Annotated in this window: 16 protein-coding genes; 8 read left to right on the top strand and 8 right to left on the bottom strand. The window is 69.1% G+C overall.

Translation table 11 applies throughout. From position 1 onward, the window contains the following. Window positions 1-311: 311 nt before the first annotated feature. The 4 genes from ACWDGI_RS21035 (at window position 312) to ACWDGI_RS21020 (ending at window position 3,496) form a co-directional block, all read left to right on the top strand. The gene (locus ACWDGI_RS21035; RefSeq protein ID WP_450761088.1) at window positions 312-1,121 is read left to right on the top strand and encodes an alpha/beta fold hydrolase; all 810 of its coding nucleotides are present in this window, start codon (window positions 312-314) and stop codon (window positions 1,119-1,121) included. Next, on the top strand, window positions 1,121-2,395 hold the full coding sequence (locus ACWDGI_RS21030) for a PP2C family protein-serine/threonine phosphatase (protein ID WP_450761377.1): 1,275 nt from the start codon (window positions 1,121-1,123) through the stop codon (window positions 2,393-2,395). The genes ACWDGI_RS21035 and ACWDGI_RS21030 overlap by 1 nt, the downstream gene beginning before the upstream one ends. After that, the gene (locus tag ACWDGI_RS21025) at window positions 2,392-2,751 is read left to right on the top strand and encodes an STAS domain-containing protein (protein WP_450761086.1); all 360 of its coding nucleotides are present in this window, start codon (window positions 2,392-2,394) and stop codon (window positions 2,749-2,751) included. Before ACWDGI_RS21030 ends, ACWDGI_RS21025 begins: the two co-directional genes overlap by 4 nt. Window positions 2,752-2,923: 172 nt before the next feature. Continuing rightward, on the top strand, window positions 2,924-3,496 hold the full coding sequence (locus tag ACWDGI_RS21020) for an EF-Tu/IF-2/RF-3 family GTPase (protein WP_450761084.1): 573 nt from the start codon (window positions 2,924-2,926) through the stop codon (window positions 3,494-3,496). Between the two features lie 137 nt (window positions 3,497-3,633). On the opposite strand, the gene ACWDGI_RS21015 is transcribed toward ACWDGI_RS21020, so the two are convergent. The 3 genes from ACWDGI_RS21015 to ACWDGI_RS21005 all read right to left on the bottom strand — a co-directional run bounded on the left by ACWDGI_RS21015 (window position 3,634) and on the right by ACWDGI_RS21005 (window position 6,428). Further along, on the bottom strand, window positions 3,634-3,972 hold the full coding sequence (locus ACWDGI_RS21015; RefSeq protein WP_450761082.1) for a hypothetical protein: 339 nt from the start codon (window positions 3,970-3,972) through the stop codon (window positions 3,634-3,636). A gap of 921 nt (window positions 3,973-4,893) precedes the next feature. Next, entirely contained in the window at window positions 4,894-5,376 is a 483-nt protein-coding gene (locus ACWDGI_RS21010) for a hypothetical protein (protein ID WP_450761080.1), read from the bottom strand. 194 nt (window positions 5,377-5,570) lie between these two features. Further along, window positions 5,571-6,428: an alpha/beta fold hydrolase gene (locus tag ACWDGI_RS21005; protein ID WP_450761078.1), complete on the bottom strand. Its 858-nt coding sequence runs from the start codon at window positions 6,426-6,428 to the stop codon at window positions 5,571-5,573. 100 nt (window positions 6,429-6,528) lie between these two features. Between ACWDGI_RS21005 and ACWDGI_RS21000 the strand changes: the two genes are divergently transcribed. The 3 genes from ACWDGI_RS21000 (at window position 6,529) to ACWDGI_RS20990 (ending at window position 10,053) form a co-directional block, all read left to right on the top strand. After that, complete coding sequence (locus tag ACWDGI_RS21000) at window positions 6,529-6,939, top strand: winged helix-turn-helix transcriptional regulator (protein WP_450761076.1); 411 nt, start codon at window positions 6,529-6,531, stop codon at window positions 6,937-6,939. A 103-nt stretch (window positions 6,940-7,042) separates the two neighbouring features. After that, complete coding sequence (locus ACWDGI_RS20995; RefSeq protein ID WP_450761074.1) at window positions 7,043-7,453, top strand: hypothetical protein; 411 nt, start codon at window positions 7,043-7,045, stop codon at window positions 7,451-7,453. A 587-nt stretch (window positions 7,454-8,040) separates the two neighbouring features. After that, window positions 8,041-10,053 carry a CASTOR/POLLUX-related putative ion channel gene (locus ACWDGI_RS20990; protein ID WP_450761072.1) on the top strand — a complete coding sequence of 671 codons (2,013 nt, stop codon included), beginning with the start codon at window positions 8,041-8,043 and terminating at the stop codon, window positions 10,051-10,053. A 223-nt stretch (window positions 10,054-10,276) separates the two neighbouring features. Here ACWDGI_RS20990 and ACWDGI_RS20985 read toward each other — a convergent pair whose 3' ends face one another. After that, window positions 10,277-11,170: a LysR family transcriptional regulator gene (locus ACWDGI_RS20985; protein WP_450761070.1), complete on the bottom strand. Its 894-nt coding sequence runs from the start codon at window positions 11,168-11,170 to the stop codon at window positions 10,277-10,279. A gap of 331 nt (window positions 11,171-11,501) precedes the next feature. Here ACWDGI_RS20985 and ACWDGI_RS20980 point away from each other — a divergent pair, with 331 nt between their 5' ends. Continuing rightward, window positions 11,502-12,023, top strand: coding sequence for a hypothetical protein (locus ACWDGI_RS20980; protein WP_450761068.1), 522 nt, complete (start codon window positions 11,502-11,504; stop codon window positions 12,021-12,023). A gap of 128 nt (window positions 12,024-12,151) precedes the next feature. Here the strand turns inward: ACWDGI_RS20980 and ACWDGI_RS20975 are convergent, their stop codons facing one another. The 4 genes from ACWDGI_RS20975 to ACWDGI_RS20960 form a co-directional block, all read right to left on the bottom strand. Continuing rightward, window positions 12,152-12,895: a class I SAM-dependent methyltransferase gene (locus tag ACWDGI_RS20975; protein ID WP_450761066.1), complete on the bottom strand. Its 744-nt coding sequence runs from the start codon at window positions 12,893-12,895 to the stop codon at window positions 12,152-12,154. A 332-nt stretch (window positions 12,896-13,227) separates the two neighbouring features. Then, the gene (locus ACWDGI_RS20970) at window positions 13,228-14,067 is read right to left on the bottom strand and encodes a carbon-nitrogen hydrolase family protein (protein ID WP_450761065.1); all 840 of its coding nucleotides are present in this window, start codon (window positions 14,065-14,067) and stop codon (window positions 13,228-13,230) included. Window positions 14,068-14,220: 153 nt separating this feature from the next. Continuing rightward, window positions 14,221-14,895, bottom strand: coding sequence for an SMI1/KNR4 family protein (locus ACWDGI_RS20965; RefSeq protein WP_450761063.1), 675 nt, complete (start codon window positions 14,893-14,895; stop codon window positions 14,221-14,223). A 551-nt stretch (window positions 14,896-15,446) separates the two neighbouring features. Further along, window positions 15,447-15,920, bottom strand: a complete 474-nt coding sequence (locus ACWDGI_RS20960; RefSeq protein WP_450761061.1) for an RICIN domain-containing protein — start codon at window positions 15,918-15,920, stop codon at window positions 15,447-15,449. Between the last annotated feature and the right edge of the window lie 302 nt (window positions 15,921-16,222).

Genomic DNA, 16,222 nt, shown 5'->3' with positions numbered 1-16,222 from the left:
TTCACCGTCCGGGAGACCGGGCAGATCTCCCTGCGGGCCAGCGATATCAGTGGGCCTGTTCCACGTATGTGCGCATCCTGGCGCGGCGCAGCCCAGGTCGGTGGGTGCAGGAGTCGTGCACCGGGCGCCGCGCTCTCTGATGGGCGCCCTCTCACCCGTACGGCGGCCACTTACGGCCTTGCCGTCGACGGCCACACCCACCAGCTCCGAGGTAGCTTCGTAGGCCGGGCCGGTCGCGTGCCGGGCCGGCGAGGCACCCACGACGCGTGATCACGCGGAGGGCCGGAGTGGGGTCTGGGAGCATGGGCCGTATGGACGTGCGGAGCAGGAACCATGTGACGGTGACCGGGCGCGCTGGTGGGCCGGTGGTGATGCTGGCGCACGGGTTCGGGTGCGACCAGAACATGTGGCGTCTGGTGGTGCCCGCGCTGGAGCGCGACTTCACCGTGGTCCTCTTCGATCATGTGGGCTCGGGGAACTCCCAGCTGTCGGCGTGGAGCCCGGAACGCTATGCGTCGATGGACGGGTACGCCGATGACGTGCTGGAACTGTGCCGGGAGCTGGCGCTGGGCCCCGTCACGTTCGTGGGGCACTCGGTGAGCGCGATGATGGGCGTGCTGGCTGCCGCGAGGGAGCCCGAGGCGTTCGCCGGACTGGTACTGCTCGCCCCCTCGCCCTGTTTCATCGACGACCCGGACACCGGGTACCGGGGCGGGTTCAGCGCCGAGGACATCGACGAGCTGCTGGAGTCCCTCGACGCGAACTACCTGGGATGGTCGGGCGCCATGGCCCCGGTGATCATGGGCAACCCGGAGCGGCCGGAGCTGGGGGAGGAGCTGACCAACAGCTTCTGCCGTACCGACCCCGCCATCGCCCGGGTCTTCGCGCGGGTGACCTTCCTGTCCGACAACCGCGCCGATCTCCCATCGGTGCGAGTGCCCACGCTGATCGCACAGTGTTCCCGTGATGCGATCGCCCCGCCGGAGGTCGGCGCGTACATGCACGCGCGGATACGGGGAAGCAAGCTGGTCACGCTGAACGCGACGGGACACTGCCCTCAGCTCGCCGCGCCCGAAGAGACCGCCGCGGCGATCGCCGCGTTCGCGGGAGCCGTCGGATGATGTGCAAGAACGGCGACCAAGACCAAGAGGAATGCGGAAGACCGGGCGAGGACCGGGAGCCGGCGGACCAGCAGGCCCAGTTCTCCTCCCTGCTGGAGGACAGCGCCGAAGACCTCTACGAGCACGCGCCGTGCGGCTACCTCTCCACCCTGCTGGACGGACGGATCGCCAAGGTCAACGCCACCCTGCTGGACTGGCTCGGCTACGAGCGCGACGACCTCGTGGGCGCCAGGCACTTCTCCGACCTGCTGACCGTCGGCGGCCGGCTCTACCACGAGACCCACTTCGCCCCTCTGCTGCAGATGCAGGGCGAGATCAGCGGCATCGCCCTGGAACTGAAGGCCGCCGACGGCTCCCGCCTGCCGGTCATGGTCACCTCGGTGGTGAAAACGGGCAGCGACGGGCAGCCGCGGCTGATCCGCACCACCGTCTTCGACGCCCGCGAGCGCCGCGCCTACGAGACCGAACTGCTGCGCGCCCGCAACGAGGCCGACCAGGAACGCGACCGCCTCAAGCTACTGAACACCACGCTGCAGAAGACCCTGCTGCCGCCGGCGCTGGCGAACGTACCCGGCCTCGACGTGTCCGCCTACTACCACATCGCCTCTGCCGACGAGGTCGGCGGCGACTTCTACGACCTGTTCCCCCTGGCCACCGGTACCTGGGGGCTGTTCCTTGGCGACGTGTGCGGCAAGGGCGCCGCTGCGGCGGCCGTCACCTCCCTGGCCCGGTACACCCTGCGCGCTGCCGCCGTCTACGACCCCGACCCGGCCGCCGTCCTGGCCAACCTGAACACGGTGCTGAGCCACGAGTACAACGGCGACGACCCCCGGTTCTGCACCGTCGTCTTCGGCCTGCTCACCCCGGATCACGACCGGGGCGGGTTCCGTGTCACCCTGGCCAGCGGCGGACACCCCCCGGCCCTGCTGATGCGCGCGGACGGCAGTGCCGACTTCCTGCACACCCCTGGCGGGCAGCTCATCGGCGTCCTGCCGGACGCCCACATCGCCACCACCACCCTCCACCTCGCGCCCGGCGACACCTTGCTGCTGCACACCGACGGCCTGACCGAAGCACACACCCCCACCGGCGCCGAGGACCGCTACGGCGACGACGCCCTGCTCGACTTCGGCCGTGCCCTGGCCCCTGCCACCGCGTCGGTCACGATCGGCGCGGTCCGCGACCTGCTCGACACCTTCGGCACCGGCATCGACGATGACGTCGCCGTCCTGGCCGTCCACGTGCCCCGTCCCACCAGTGAGGAGCAGCAGTGACTCCTCACCTGACCCTCCACACCCGTGCCACCACCACCGGAGCGGTGATCGAACTCGCCGGAGTCCTGGACCACCACACCGCACCCGAAGTCCGTGCCGCCTTGCCCGGACTCGATCTGAGGCCGGGCCAGCAACTCGTCCTCGACCTCTCGGGCATCACGTTCTGCGACTCCAGCGGCATCACCGTGCTGATCGCCGCGCGCAACCACGCCCTGGCAGCCGACGCGGCCATCGCGCTGGCCGCGGTCCCCGACCGCGTCAGCCGGATCTTCCGCATCGTCGGCCTGGAACAGGTCTTCCCCACCCACCCCACCGCTCAGGCCGCCGAAGCCTCCTGGCGGCCCGCACCAGGCTGACCTGCCACGTCGGTGCGCAACGAGAATCCGTCCGGCAATTGCCGCACAGCGGAGCGCACAGGGGCCTGTCCGGTGGGCCGGAGCACCGATGGGGGCACGATTCCGCACGGTCAGTGATCACTGTTAGCCTCGGCACTCCGGTTGCGGCTGGTAGTTGAGCGGGAGAGTCCTGATGGATGCACCGGGAAAGCCGTTCCTGATGCATATCGAGGACGTCTTCTGCCGGGACCAGGGCAGGGTGGTCATGCTGTCCGGCCGGATCGAGCGAGGGCGGGTTCGCAAGGGCGACGAGGTGGAGATCGTCGGCTTCGGTGGCGAGGCGACCGGCACCGTCAGGGACATCGAGGCCAGCCGTGGGTACATCGACGAGGCGAGTGCAGGCATGAACGTGGGCCTCGTGGTGCGTGGGGTGGCGGCCGACGCGGTTGAGCGAGGACAGGTGCTCGCGGCACCGGGCTCAATCAGCCAACACGTCAGTTTCGCAGCGGACCTCACACTGTTGTCCGAGGAGCAGGGCGCTGCTGAAGTGCGCACCGGTGAGCGGCTCCAGTTCCACATCCGCACTGCCGCAGTAACGGGTGAAGTGACGCTGACCCCGGAAACAGGCGTGCTGCATCCGCTCCACAGGGGCGAGGCGACGATCACCCTTGAACGGCCCGTTGCCCTGGAAGACGGCCAGTCCTTCGCCTTCCGGTACCTCGGACGCGCCGCTGGCTCGGGCGTCGTGACACTCCTTCTCGACTGAGCGGCAACTCCCGACGCCGGGGGTGACGGGTAGTGGGCTGTGCCCGGCCTGGGACGTGAGCAGGCGCCACGACACCACCGACGAGTACGGCTGCGAGGAGCGGGATCGAGGGCGGTCCGGCAGTTGAAGGAAGGCGGCTACGAGCCGAACCTCACGCTGTTGGGGAGATCGCCGGAGAAGCTGGTGAACTGGCCCGGCTGCAGGCTGCCCCAGGGGTTCCCGCAGTTGGTGTCGAAGTACAGGGTGGCAGTGGCGTTGGTCTGGTTCGAGGCGCTGGTCGCACCACCGTGGACGGGCTCGCACACACCGAGGGCCGGGTCGGCGATCTTGAAGTCCCCCACCGACGAGCTGTAGAAGAACGTGCCGGACGCGGCGTAGGCACTGCTCATCGGCAGCGCGGTGAAGAGCGCGAGGGCGGCACCCACGGTCACGGCCACGCGGCCGAGACGAGTCCCGGGATTGTGTGTGATGGTCATGAGCGCAACGGTCCCAGACGACACCCAGGGCACCCGGCAAGCAGCACCCCTGCTGACCAGAGGGAAGAAGCGCGCAGACCGTCACACGCCCCCGCCGCACCTCGCGCGCCTGGCCGTCCCAGCCCTGGCTCCACAGACTTGAACCTCACCGGGGATGCCCGGAGCAGTCTGGTGTGGCGGCCGTCGTCCCGCCGGCAAACGTCCCCGACTGCATGAGCACCGGAAGCTGGATTCCGTTCCCGTACTTCTGACGGGCGTGGACTGGCAGCGAGACCGGGGACAGCAGGGTGGTCAACTCGGCGCCGCATCCCGCACACACGAAAACGAACAAATGTCCTCCGCTGGGAAACAGACGGATCTTCGCAGCTCGCCGGAGTCCAGCCAACATGTTTTCTCATCCGTCGCGGGAACGGCACCGGCAACCGGCGGCGTGGAGGAACAACGCGGTGCGGGCAAGTGCCAGCCGCCGCCTCTGACTGCGGCAGTCGACTCACTCAGTGTTCGAACTCCTCGTGAGCTGTGGACTGCCCTCGGGAGGGGCCGGTACACCGCCCTGGCACAACTCGTCGACCGACCTCACCACTTACTTCTCCGCGGCCGCCGCGATGGCTGCCCCCCCACCATTCCCGCCTGGCTAGCGTGCTGAACCGCCTTCGCAGCCGTGCGGGTCCGGAGAACGCCGACCGCAGCGGCCACCACCAACCCGCACGCCATAGTGGGCAGAAGCTCGCGGGTCGGCGCGCGCTGAGGAGACGCGATCCGGCCGCGGGGCTTCGCCACGTTCCGGATCGGCTTCCACGACGGTTCCTGGCCGGAGCTGGGCCGGCCGGCCGAGCCGGAGGGCGCCGACCACTTCCTGCGCACCATCGACGGCGACCCGCCGGCTCCAGGCCGTGTTTCGCGTGAGCCCCGCCGCGGGACTCAGTAGACCGTGACGTCCCAGTGGTTGCCCTCGTCGCAGTAGAGGTTGCCGGAGGCGGCCTGCCACTGGGGGTAGCCGTCACCGCGGTAACCGATGTAGGTGAAGCTGTTGTGCACGTAGCCGTCGAGACAGGAGTTGTGCGCCAGATCGACCTTGTAGCCGTTGTAGTGGCTGTAGGTGCCGGAGGCGTGGCCGACCTCCGTGCCGCCGGTGATGTTGATGGCACAGCCGCTGGCCCGCTTCAGCGTGATCATGGCGTCGACCGTGCCGGAGTTGATCTGGTCGAACGACGTGCACGTGGAGTTGGAGCGAGTGGTGCAGTTGCCGCTGGAGCTCCAGGTGATGCCGGCGGCGGAGAGTTTCGAAGCGGCGGCCGACTGGGTCATCTTGGTGCCGCTGGCCTGGGCGGTCGGAGCCGCGACGGCGAGGGCGGCCGCCGTGAGCAGAGCGGGGACGACGAGCCGGCGAGGACGGATGGGCACGGAAGCCTCCTGCGGTGAGGGAGAGGCGGGAGCTGCTGACCTGGCGCCCCAACGCTAGCGGGAATCGACGGTGGGACAAGTAGGCCTCGTCGCCCCACTCTTGACCGTGCGCAGCCTGATCCGGTGGTCCTGGACCACTCACCGGTGGGACGAACGCCCGAAGCGCCGACCGTGATCCTTCGGCCCCGCTTCAGTCACTTCGGCAGATCGGCGGAGAGGAAGGGAGCAAGGAGCGCGAACAATGCGTCGGGGCGGTCGAGGGGGATGATGTGCCCGCAGTCCTGGAGATGGTGTCCGACCAGGTCATCGGCGACGGGACGGAGTTGGTGTTCGAGGCCGGTACCGACGGGGTGAGAGCCGACGGCCATGGTGGGCATGGTCAGCCGAGCGGTCGCGACGGCGTCCTGGATCTGCCGCGCGCTGGTGGGCAGGGCCCGGTAATAGGAGAACGCGCAGCGCAGGGCTTCGCTCCCGGTGTACGCGTGGACGAAGGCCGCACGGATGTCGTCGGGTACTCCTCGCCCGAGCGTCCCCGAGTCGAGGAACCAGTCGATGTACGGGGTCTCGTTGCCGGCCAGGACGGTCTCGGCGAGGCCGGGGACGGCATGGAAGCCGAACCACCACGGGGCGCCGCCCGCGACGACGTGCTCTGCTCCGGGCAGGCGGCCGAGCAGTGCCTCCATCACGACCAGGCGCCGGACGAGGCCGGGGCGGCGCAGCGCGAGCAGGACGGCGGGGGCGGTGCCCGCGTCGATGCCGACCACTGCTGCCGAGGGCTCACCGAGTGCGTCGAGCAGCCCTGCGGCGTCGGCGGCGAGGGTGCCTGCGTCGTACCCCTCGATGGCACGAGTACTGGCACCGAAGCCTCGCAGGTCCGGGGCGATGACCCGGTACTGCCCGGCGAGTCGGTCCATGATGCCGCTCCAGAGTTGCCAGGTGTGCGGGAAGCCGTGCAGCAGGAGAACCGCAGGTCCGTCCCCGGTGATTGCGACGTTGAGTTGGACGCCGTTCGTCGCGATGCGGCGCAGGTGGTGTGCGGTGGTGACGGGCATGACGGCTTCTCCGGCTGGTTACCATTGGTGACCACAGAACGATAGGTAACTGTCCGCCCGCTTCCTAGACGGCACTTTCAGGGAAGGTGGTGAGCCACAGGTGACCACCCGAGGAGCCCGGGCCGCCGGTCGCGGGGTCCGCGGCGATCTGTTCGATCCCCATTGCCCGACGCGGCAGTTGCTGGACCGCATCGGTACGAAGTGGACGTCCATGGCCGTCAAGACCCTCGCCGATGCCGCGCCGGACGAGGTGCGCTTCGCGGAGCTGAGACGCCGGATGCCCGGCGTTTCACAGAAGATGCTGTCCGTGACGCTGCGAAGCCTGACCCGCGACGGGCTGGTGTCGCGTCGGGTCGAACCGACCGTGCCGCCGCGGGTCTTCTACCGACTCACCGGACTGGGGCTGTCCCTGGAAGTCGCGCTCGCGGGGCTGCGGACCTGGGCGGAGGAGCACATGGCCGAGATCGACCGCGCCAACGAAGCCGCCGACCAGGAGTCCGATGAGGGGTAGTCAGGCCGGTTCCGCCTCTGTGCCGCGATCACACCGCGGCGCTAAAGTGAATTGCTCTTCGCCTGAGCGTTCGTCGTAGTCTCACCTCGAAACAGGGGGCGCCGTGCAAGGTGAGGGTGTTGTCGCAGACGAGGTTGACCAGAGTCGTGCGACTGAGTGGGGTTGGTTCCTGGCGTGGCTCGCGGTCGGGGGGTGTCTGGCCCTCGGTCTGGCGGCCTTGCTGACGGTGGGCATCGCCCTGATCGCCCTGGCCGCCGTGGCCGCGGTGTTCCTGCTCCGGAAGGGGCCCAGGGCCGCCATCGTCGGAGGTGTCGCGGGCCTGGCCCTGCCGGCCTTCTATCTCGCCTACCTGAACAGGGGAGGCCCCGGGAACGTGTGTCACGCGACGGCTGGTGGGAGCACATGCACCGACGAGTACGCGCCGGTGCCGTTCCTGGTCGTCGGAGTGCTTCTGTTCGTCGCCGGCTTCATGATCTTCCTGATGCTCGAACGCCGCCACAGGGGCAACGGCTGACCGACCTGTCTCCGATTTTTCCGCAGCCGCCAGCCGCCAGCCGCCAGCCGCCAGCCGCCAGCCGCCAGCCGCCAGCCGCCCGGCGGACGACGGACGGCGAAACCGGAAACAGGTGGACTGCTTCAGCCGGAGCCCTCTCACCCAGCTCGTCGAGCGCCACTCGGTGGAGCTTGGCCCCCACCCGAGCCTTCGGCTACTCGCTGAACCGCCGATGGGCCGTTGCTCTGGACAGCCCGAAGGGACGCTGTCAGTAGCCGCTGCCAGGTACAGCCCGAGCCTCGGGGCCCGGTGTCGACCTCGCCGTCATGACCGCAGGCCTGCTGACCGCGGGGACGAGCGGCGGGCTGATGCTCGCCGCGCAGAACCGCGGAACCCCGGCACATCCCCGGTCGCGCCCGACACGCTCCCGCACTGAGCCGGCGCGGAGACCCTGCCCGGCACGGTCGGGAAACCCTGCCGCCCCGCCCGCGTTTGAGCCGCCCGACGCTGCCCGAAAGTGTGAAAGTCCCGGTCGGACGGCGTGTCGCGGTGTCCTGGCCCGGCACGCTTCGACTCCCGGAGGCGTGCACGGAGATCAGGAGGCTGATGTGGACCGAGGGCAGGAGCGGACTCCGTTACGGCACCGGGCGCGCTACCTGTTCGACAGAACACTCGCTCGCAGTACGGGGACCCTGCTCGGCTGGCTCGCCGTCAGCTGCCTGGCCGTCGTCGTCCCCGTCAGCACCCTGCTGGTGTGGACCGACCCCGACGCGCCGCACTCCTTCTCCGGCCGCCTCGCCCAGGTGTGGCGCACCAGCGCGGAGACCCTGCGGCTCGGCGCGGTGACGGGCGCGCCGGCGCGGATGCTGCTGTCCGGACTGCTCGGCCTGATCGCCCTGCTGTGCGTGTCGACCGTCGTCGGAGTCGTCACGACGGGCCTCGGCGAACAGCTCACCGAGTTGCGGCGCGGCCGCTCCCGGGTGTTGGAGCGCGACCACGACGTGGTCATCGGCTGGAACGACCAGATCGTCACCGTCATCCGCGAACTGATCGCCGGACGGGCCGGCGGCCGACGCCATGTGATCACCGTGCTCGCCGACCGGGACCCGGCCCAGACGGAGACGGCGCTCACGGCCGCCCTGGGCGCCACCGAGGGCGTCCGGCTCGTCTGCCGCAGCGGCACTCTCACCGACCCCGATGACCTGGCGCTGGTCACACCGGCCGCGGCCAGAGCGGTGGTGGTGCTGCCCGCCGAGGACGCGCACGGCGATCTGACGACCGTACGGACCCTGCTGGCGCTGCGCACCCTGCTGGCCGACGGGTCCGGGCCGCGGGTGGTGGCGGCGGTGCACGACGGTCGCTATCTGCCCGCCGCGCGGCTGGCCGTCGGGCCGCGTGGCACGGTCCTCGAAACCGACCGGACCGCCGCACGGCTGCTCGTCCAGTCCGCGCGGCGCCCGGGGATGCCGTCGGTCCTGCGTGACCTCCTCGACTTCTCCGGGGCGGAGTTCCATGTGACCGATGTACCGGAGGCGGTCGGGCTGTCCTTCGAGGAGGTCGCCCTCCGCCTCGACACGTCCTGCGCCGTCGGGCTGCTACGGCGGGACGGCCGGCCCCTGCTGACCCCGGCGCCCCGAACGGTTGTGGAACCGGGGGACCGGCTCGTCACCGTCGCCCACGACGACCGGCCCGCCCCGCTCCTGGACCGCTGGGCACTGGTCGACACGACGGCCCTCGCACCGACCGGGCCCGTGCCCGAACCGCTCTCCCGGCTCCTGCTGTTGGGGTGGAACCGCCGCGCACCGATGATCGTGGACGCCCTGTGCCGAACCGTCCGTCCGGGCTCGTCGCTCGACGTCGTCACGGACCCGGGTACCGACCTCGAACTCACCCTCGCGCGACAGGGAACCCCGGGCCCCGACACCGCCGCCCCGGCGCTCGCCGTCACCCACCACACCCGCGACCTGGCCGCCCCCGAGGCCCTGCACGGCCTCGAACTGTCCGCCTACGACAGCGTGATCGCCCTCGGCACGGACCACGGAACCGCTCCCGAGGGCTCCGACGCCCCGACTCTGCTGGCGCTGCTGACCCTGCGGGCGTGGGAGGAACGGACGGGCCGGGTGCTGCCGGTGGTGGCGGAGATGCGCGACCGTCGCAGTGGCACGGTCGCCCCGCTCGGCCACGCCTCCGACGTCGTCGTCCGAGGGGAACTCACCGCCCTGGTCATGGCCCAGATCGCGCACGCCCCCGAACTCGCCCCCGTGTTCGAGGAGATCTTCACGGTGCGCGGCGGAGCGCTCGCCCTGCGCACGGCCGACCACTACGTACTCCCGGGTTGCGAGGCCGCGTTCGCCACGGTGGTCGCGGCGGCACTGGAACGCGGCGAGTGCGCGATCGGCTATCACGCGCGCATGCCGCGGGCAGCACGCCGGTACGGAGCCGTACGGCTGTCTCCGGGCATGTCCGAACGGCGCGTGTGGCACGCCGAGGACGAGGTGCTGGTGCTGACGGCGGGGCCGGGCTGCCCCGGTGGTGCCGACCCCGAGCGGCGGGTCCTGCCGGGTCCGAGACCGCAGCGGTCAGAGCCCGGCGGACCGGGCGAGGAGGCGGGCCTGCGCTGAGCGGAGGACCGCGTCCGACGGGACGTCAGAGGTCCGCGAACCAGGCCATGGCCTCCTCGGGACGGGTGAAGACGCGGATGTCCCGGGGGCGAAGCGAGGATCGCCGATTTCGTGATCGGGGCGGAGCCGGCGTCGTCCACGGCCGCGCGAGCGGGGTCGCACCACAGCCGCAGCCGCCTGCCGAAATGGCGCAGCCTCTCGCGACAGGCGCCCCAGGCAATGGTCAGCCCCGCCAGATGAGGAATTCGTGGGCTATCGCGATCAGAGCGCGTGCTGCGGCGCTGGGCGTCCGTTCGGAGGGAGCGGCCAGGGAGAACGGCCAGTCCAGGTTGACGTCGCTGACGGTCAACGTGGCGACGTCCTCGGCCTTGGCGAGGGCGGGCCGTGGCAGGAGCGCCACGCCCAGACCGTTGCGGACGTAGGCCACGCCGGTGGGGAGGTCGGTGATCTCGAGGGCGACACGACGGGTCACGGAGGCGGCGGCGAAGGCCTGATCGGCGATGGTCCGGATGCCGTAACTCACGGGGAAATCGACGAAGTCCAGGCCGTCCAGTTCGGTGATCGGCACGGTGCGGCGATTCGCGAGCGGATGGTCGGCCGGCACGACGAGGTCGAGTACCGAGGTGGTGAGGTCGGTGAGCGTGAGGCCTGTCGGGGGCGGTCCGGGCAGGGAGACGAACGCGAGGTCGAGTCGCCGTTCGAGGAGGGCGTCGACCAGGCCCTGGGAGCCGGAGGCGGCGGCGCTGGTCTGCAGGAGCACGCCGGGGTGACGCCGATGGAACTCACCGAGGAGCGCGGGAAAGTCGATCAACCCGACCGTGGTCATCGTGCCCAGCCGCAGGGTGCCGCGCAGCCCTCCGCGGACCTCGGCCACCGCGTCGACGGCTTCCCGGACGGCGTCGAGAGCGGCAAGGGCGCGGGGGAGCAGGGCGGCACCGGCATCAGTGAGCCGGACGTGCTTGGTGGTCCGTTCCAGCAGCGGCGTGCCCAGTTCCCGCTCGAGGTTCTTGATCGTGGCGGAGACCGCGGACTGGACGACGTGCAGCCGGGCGGCGGCACGGGTGAAGTTCGCTTCCTCGGCGACGGTGACGAAGTGTTCGAGTTGGCGCAGTTCCACCCTCCCAGTGTCCTCCAGGGCCCCTGACTTATCTCTCGGCGAGATCGGTTCAGTCACCGACTTTCGTTGGACAGCGACCGTTGCGGTCAACGATTCTGTTTGTCAGAGGAACTGTTCCAAGTAGGAAATGAAATGACTCATGAAGCCTTCCCGGCCATGTGATGCTTTAGTTTTCCAGGTAGCAGGGCGAATGCTTCGCTGGTAAAGAGCGCGAAGTGCTGTGCCGGCCTTCTGGGAAACGAATCCCGCAATCAGGAAATAATGAATTCTTCCTCGACATCCCGAACTCGGAAGAATCCCGAATCAATATACGAACGAGGAGACAACTGCCATGACCGCATCGAACAGGCCCACAGATGGCTCGAAGGGCCAGGCACCCCACAACCAGGCACCCCACCTGGACTACTACCCTGAGTGGCTTGACAACCTGGCCGACGACGTCATCCTCCAGGGCAACTTCGCCAACGGTGAAGTTCTCGGCAAGGAAAAGGTAGGGAAGCTGCTGGGCTTCGCGCGAAGCAACTACGCCTTCCAGGACTTCCGCTTCTTCGGCAAGCGTGGCGAGCTCTTCCTGGAGGACTACCGCTCCACCATCCGTGGAAGCGAGATCTACCGCCCGGGCGGAATCGAGATCTACAACTTCGTCGTCGTGTACTTCAACGAGGCGGGCGAGACCAGTCAGCTCGTCATGAACCACCGGCCGCAGTCAGCCGCCCTGCTGTTCTCGTCGTTGCTGGCGAAGCATTTCGGTGACGAGTTCGGCCCGGACCTCTTCTACGACGGCGATGTCAGCGATCGGCTGCTCGATCACGACCTGTCCCGCGGTCAATGGCCGTCGTCGTCGCCCCGTTGACTCACGACCGTATTCGTCAGCCGACCGAGCTCGGGTGTGTCCACGTGAGGGCCCTGGCTCACCAAGAACCGCCGACACAGTGAGGTGGCCTGGCGGTGGTTACGGTTCCGGCGTCTTCCTGACACAGGTCAGGTGTCCGATACCAGTAGTCGATAGCCGACGTCGACGGTGTCGAGTGCGACCAGGTCGGCGTGACGGTGATGCCAGCGGCCGGTCGCGAGGTCATCGGCGAGCGTTGCCAGGCCGGGAGTCAGGGCGTCCTCTCCGGTCTGGGCGAGCATGGAGATTCCGGCACGCACGTGTGGGTCGAGGTAGGCGTGGGGGCGGCGCCAGTATGCGGCGCCGAACCCGTCCGTGCAGTCGTGCGGGACATGGACGGGCTCCTGATGTGCCCCGCCCAGCAGAGTGACCAGCCGGTCGATCGGGACGGCGCGGTTGTCGTCGAAGGCGGCGGCCTGGGGGAGGTACTCGCGCACGAGCCAGAACTGCTCGCGGAAGATCTGCTGGTCCCAGGTCAGGATGACGACGCGGCGGCGCGCGACCCGTCGGAGTTCGGCGATGCCGGCCGCAAGGTCGCTCCAGTGATGGACGGTCAGCAGAGCCATGACGGCGTCGGCGGCGTTGTCGCACAGCGGAAGTTGTTCGGCGGTGGCACGCACGGCGGGCGCGGACCGGGGTGGGCGCTGGGCCAGCATGATCTGGCTGGGCTCGACGGCGAGTGCCGTCTGTGGTGGCTCGTAGGACCCGGTGCCCGCTCCTACGTTGATCACATCCGCGGCGTCGCCGAGCGCGGCGTGAATCTGCGCCGCGATCCGCGGATCTGGCTGCCGGGTCCGGCCGTAGGTCGCGCCGAGCGTGTCATAGAGGGCCATGCCTCTCAGTATGCGAAGAAGCCACCATGCCGGTGCCCGCTCCGCGACGGGCCATCGATTGCCCTATGGGCATGGGGAGTTGTGTGCGTTGCGCATGAGGCGTCACGCATCCCCTGTTTCCTGTGGACTGCTGCCGCACAGCGAGCGAATCTGGCGGTGGGTGCTTGAGGCAGCAGGCGAGTTTGAGGAACGCCTCGGGGTTGCCGGACCGCCGTTCCCGCGGACGCGAGGTCACCGGAAGCCGTGCGGCCAGGCGCAAGCGCGCTCGACCGCCCACCGGCAAGCACCCGGCACAGCGCCGTGCCGGGTGCCACGGCGGGGCGTGTCGGCTGTCAGAAGGTGGTCCGATCTTCACTCCGCGGATCGGAGACGCGGCGGCTGCGGTAGATGTCGCCCTGCCGGGCGCTGGCTCGCCAGGGGCGGGCCTTGTTGAGGGCGATGTCGAGCTCAGGCGTGCGGCGATCCAACTCGCCGATGATCAACTCGGTCGCGGCGTCAGCCCTTACCAGGACGGTCCCCTCCGGTCCGATCAGCTCGGAGTTGAGCAGACCGGTCGTCTGCGCCGGTGTGGCCATCGCCAGCCAATAGTTGTTGATCGCGGCATGCGCCCGGGCCTTGACCTCGAAGATCGAATCGACCGGATAGGCCGACAGCAGCAGACAGTCCACGCCGAGGCGTTCGTACTCCTGGAACAGTTCCGGGAAATTGATCTCGATGCATAGGGCACAGCCGAATTTGAAGCCGTCGACGGAGAAGGTGGTCGGCGTGAACCCAGGGGTGTAGTAGCCGAGGATCTCGGTGTTGGAGCAGTAGCGCTTGTCGTAGCGGTCCACAACCCGTCCGTCGTCAGCGATCACGTACAGGCTGTTGTGTGGGCGATGCGGCGCGTTGAGCCGGTGGGCGCTGCCCAATACCAGCCACAGCCGCAGCTCGGCCGCGAGCGCGGCCACCTGACGGTGCTCGTCCTCGACCACAGGCCAATCCACCTGGTCCCAGCTGCGGATCTGCTCCTTGGCATAGCCCGACAGACAGCCTTCGGGAAACTGGATCAGGCGGGCGCCCGTCCCGGCGGCCTCACGCATGAGCCGCCGGACCGTCTGGCCGTTCTGGCGGGCATCGTCACTGATCATCATCTGGGCTATCGCAATGCGGAGCGAAGACTGAGAGGCCACGGACCCACCCTAAGGGCCCTCCCGCATTGCCGGGCTGAGGGCGCTGGTTGGCCGGCTCGGCCCGGGCCGTACTGTTCACTCGGCGATCAGTCACGCTCGTAGAAACGCGGACCCGGGCCGCTTGGCCAACGCTCAGCAGACCAGGGCGACGACCTAGGACAGGGCTGTGATCTCGGCCTTCTTCAGCCAGTCGGTGTACCAGCGGGCGAACGTCACCGGTATGCCGTCGTCGTCGAGGAGCGGGGCGAGGTCGACATCGTCCACCCGGCAATCGGACCAGATCGTGCCGCGGTGGCTGCCGTTGATGATCAGCCACTCTCTTTGGGCACAGCCCAGGTGGGAGATCACGATCGCACCGGCGGTACGCTCCGGGGCGAACATGACGACCTCCCATCGCTCGTCCCACGCTTCGACGGCGTCGTCGAAATCCTCGATGTCGTCGAAGTCCTCTTCCTCGGGACGTTGGGCAAGAAGCTCCTCCAGTAGCTCCGGATCGGGACCCTGGTCGGGAAACGGCTCGGCAAGCCCCGACAGGTCGGCCAGGTCCGCGCCGTCGCCCTCCCAACGCCAACGGCCCTGCACGCGCCGAACCGGGAACAGGCCGTACGCGGGGCCGGCGCCGCCCGCGCCCACGTGGAGCAGGAAGGCCCGGTATTCCTCCGGTAGCTGTACACCTGCCTGAGCCTCGAGTTCGGCAAGCTCGTCTTGGGTGAGTGGATCCTCCACGACCCACTTGTGCCCCAGTGCACCGAAAACCTTGCCGGCCGCATGGCCTGCACCAGCCCCCTCAACCCGCCGGAGCAGGCCCGCCCACCACTGATCAGTCATGCGCCGACCGTACGTGCCGCTACTGACACCCGGGGGAGTGGGGCCCTTTGCCACCGCGGGAACAGCCCGGCGCCCCGAGTCCCTCGGCGCATCACGCACACCGGCCTACTGAAGGGAGCGTCACTTTGGACGAACCTTCGCTGGAAGGACCGGCGTGGATGGGGCGAACGGGATGCCGAAGCCGAGGGCCTGGCCGCAAGCATCTGCGCCAGCCGTCGGTCCGATAGGGAAGTGAGGATCGTCGACTCGCTGTGTCCTGGTTCGGCAGGCCGCCGTCGCCCTCGCGGAGCGGGAGGAACGGATCGCCCGCCTGGAAGCCGTCCTGGCGCCCCGCCAGGCGGCTGCGAGGGCGGAGGCCGAGGAAGACGACGAGGTGGGGGCGACGGACCTTCTGGCAGCGGCTGAGCGGTACTTGGAGGCGCGGTTCGCGATGCTGCGGGACGGCTAGGCGCCAGTGACGAGTGCGCTGATGATATAGGGACCGCCTTCCGGCCCCGCGTAAAAGAAGAGCTGCCCGCCCGGCGGCATCTTGAAGCGGTCGGGAGATCCGTTCAGCCGATGGTGAAGCGCTGGTTCTGGGCGCCTCGGTCGCAGCGGGCAGTGCGGTAGTAGCCGTCGTCCTGCTGGTAGAGGCAGCGGCCCGTGCCGACGCTTTGGAGCATGATCGCACTGCGGGCGGCGGGCTGGACGGTGCGCCACTTCTGGTATGAGCCGCCGTTGCAGCGCAGGGGGTAGACGTCGCCCGAGTCATTGCTGTCGAGACAGCGGCCCCAGAAGTTGTTCTTAAGAGTGGTACTGGTGTTGAGGCGGCCGTTCCACTGCCACAGGAGGCTGCCGCGTCCGGTGCTGCAGCGATCGCCCTTGAGGCCGGTTTCGGAGGTCTCGCGCAGGCAGTCACCGTAGCGGTAGTTCGCGAAGCGGCTGGTGGCGGTGGCAGCCGAGGCGGGTGTGGGGGTGAGGAGGGGGAGGGCGAGGCCGACTGCGGCGATGAGGGTGGCGAAGGCTTTCCGGGTCGGGCGGCGCACTGTGGGGTCTCCTTACAGCGGTTTTCAGAGGTACCTCAACAGGATCCCCGAACACCACCGCCTACGCCTGAAAAATGGGGAAAACCCGCTGACGACTCCTGAAAGTCCGAGAGGAGGCGGTTTCCGGCGGGACGGAGGACCTTCCGTTGCGCAGAGGCCGGTGGGGAGCGTAGCAGTGCCACTGACACTGCCTCTGACCTGGTGATACTGCCCTGCACAGGGGGCATGTGTGTGTTCACGGGGTCAGGCGGGAGTTCTGAGTGAAACGGACATTATGAACTCGTGACACGATCTTGTGGATG

It is taken from the genome of Streptomyces sp. NPDC001220, assembly GCF_053597895.1.
This window is presented reverse-complemented; position numbering and strand designations above follow the sequence as displayed.